The organism is Streptomyces sp. NPDC029014 (genome assembly GCF_055564695.1).
The window spans coordinates 1-2,516 of record NZ_JBVHVT010000200.1 but is presented as its reverse complement, the minus strand read 5'-3'; the positions used below and the strand labels follow the sequence as shown (position 1 = coordinate 2,516).

Genomic DNA, 2,516 nt, shown 5'->3' with positions numbered 1-2,516 from the left:
ATCGAGTTCCTCGGTCGTGCCGACCAGCAGGTCAAGCTCCGCGGTTTCCGCATCGAGCTCGGCGAGATCGAGACGGTGCTGCTCGCGGACCCGTCCGTGGCCCAGGCCGCGGTCGTCGTCCGCGAGGACCGGCCCGGCGACAAACGGCTCGTCGCCTACCTCGTGCCCGCCACCGGCCGGCCCGTCGACACCGACGACCTCGGCCGCCACGCCGCGGCCGCCCTCCCCGCGTACATGCTGCCGTCCGCCTACGTCGCACTCGACGCGCTTCCCCTCACCCCCAACGGCAAGCTCGACCGGCGGGCCCTGCCCGCCCCGGCGCTGCCCGGCAGCACGGAAGGCAGCCGTGCCCCGCGGACGCCCGCCGAGGAGGTGCTCTGCACCCTGTTCGCCCAGGCCCTCGGCCTGCCCGCCGTCTCCGTCGACGACGACTTCTTCCGCCTCGGCGGCCACTCCCTCCTCGCCACCCGCCTGGTCGGCCGCATCCGCACGGCCCTCGGCGCCCGGCTGTCGCTGCGGGACTTCTTCCAGTACCCGACGCCCGCCCTGCTCGCCGGCCGGCTCACCGACGCCGCCGCCCCGGAGGACCGTCCCGCGCTGGTGGCGGGGGAGCGACCGGAGCGCCTGCCGCTGTCGCCGGCGCAGCAGCGGTTGTGGTTCCTGGACCAGCTGGAGGGGCCGTCTGCGACGTACAACATCCCGATGGCCGTGCGGCTGACCGGGGTCCTGGACGAGGGGGCACTGCGCGCTGCTCTGGCCGATGTCGTCGGTCGGCACGAGGTCCTGCGGACGCGGTATCCGGTCGAGGAGGGTGAGCCCTGCCAGCAGGTGGTCCCCGCCGACGGGGTCGAGGTCCCCTTCTCGGTGCTCGGCGGTGCCACCGAGGAGACCCTCGCGGCGGCGATCACCGAGCACGCGGGCAGGCCGTTCGCCCTGGACCGTGAACTGCCCCTGCGGGGCGTCCTGTTCGAGCTGGGGGCGCAGGAGCACGTGCTGTTGCTGGTCGTGCACCACATCGCCTCGGACGGTTGGTCGAACGCTCCGTTGATGCGGGACCTGGGGGCGGCGTACACGGCCCGCGTCGAGGGCAACGCCCCCGTCTGGGAACCGCTGCCGGTCCAGTACGCCGACTACACGCTCTGGCAGCAGGAACTCCTCGCGGCCGACGGGGAGCGGCAGATCGGGTTCTGGCGCGAGGCGCTGGCCGCCCTGCCCGACGAGGTGTCACTGCCCGCGGACCGCCCCCGGCCGGTGGTCGCCTCGTACCGGGGCGCCACCCACACCGTCTCCTGCCCTGCCGAGGTGCACGAGGCGCTCACCGGCCTCGCCCGCGAGACCGGCACGACGTTCTTCATGGTGGCCCAGGCGGCCGTGGCCGTCCTGCTCACCCGCTCCGGGGCCGGCACCGACATCGCGATCGGCTCTCCCGTCGCCGGGCGCGCCGACCAGGCCCTGGACGACCTCGTCGGCTTCTTCGTCAACACCCTCGTCCTGCGGACCGACACCGGCGGCGACCCGACGTTCCGGGAACTGCTCCGGCGCGTCCGCGAGACCGACCTGGGGGCCTGGGCGCACCAGGACGTGCCCTTCGACCGGCTCGTCGAGGCGCTCAACCCCGAGCGGTCCGCCTCCCGCCACCCCCTCTTCCAGGTCGTGCTCACCCTCGCCGACGCCGTCAACCCGGCACCCGCCCTGCCCGGGATACAGGCGCGGACGGACCAGCTTCCGCTGGGCACCGCCAAGTTCGACCTCACGGTGAACTTCCACGAACACCGGACCCCCGACGGGCGCCCCGGCGGGCTCGACATCACCGTCGAGTACGCCACCGACCTCTACGACGCCCGCACCGTGCAGGCCGCCGCCGAGCGCCTCACCCGGATCCTCGGCGCGGCCGTCGCCGACCCCGAGGCCCCCATCGGCCGGATCGACCTGCTCACGGAGGCCGAGCGCAGCGAACTCCTCGTCGCGTACAACAGCACGGGGGCCCGCCTGCCCGTCGGCTCCCTGCCGGAGCTGTTCGCGGCGCAGGCGGCCCGTACGCCCGACGCGGTCGCCCTCGTCTGCGGGGAAACTGAGCTGACGTACCGTCAACTCCACACGGCGGCCGATGCCTTGGCGTACCGCCTCACGGGCCTGGGCGTCACGCCCGGCGCCGCGGTGGGCCTGTTCCTGAACCGCTCCCTGGAGTACGTCGTCGCCATGCTGGGCGTCCTGAAGGCGGGCGGCACGTACGTCCCCCTGGACGCGCGCCAGCCGCAGGAGCGGCTCGCCTGGATCCTCCGGGACACGGGGGCCGCCCTCCTGCTCACCGACCCGACCGCCGGAGCAGCGGCCGCCGGCTTCGCCGCCGGGCTGGACGTCCTGCCCGTCCCGCCCGTCGCGGAACTGCTGCGGAGCTCCGCCCCGGGGACGACGGTCGCCGTCCCGCCCGACCAGGCGGCGTACGTGATGTACACGTCGGGGTCGAGCGGGACGCCGAAGGGTGTGGTGAACACGCACCGCAACGTGGTGGAGCT

Annotated in this window: 1 protein-coding gene; it reads left to right on the top strand. The window is 74.4% G+C overall.

The window, feature by feature from the left end; translation table 11 throughout:
* Positions 1–2,516, top strand: a 2,516-nt coding sequence (locus ACZ4VL_RS40375) for a condensation domain-containing protein (RefSeq protein WP_468210968.1), incomplete at both ends; no start/stop codon positions are given.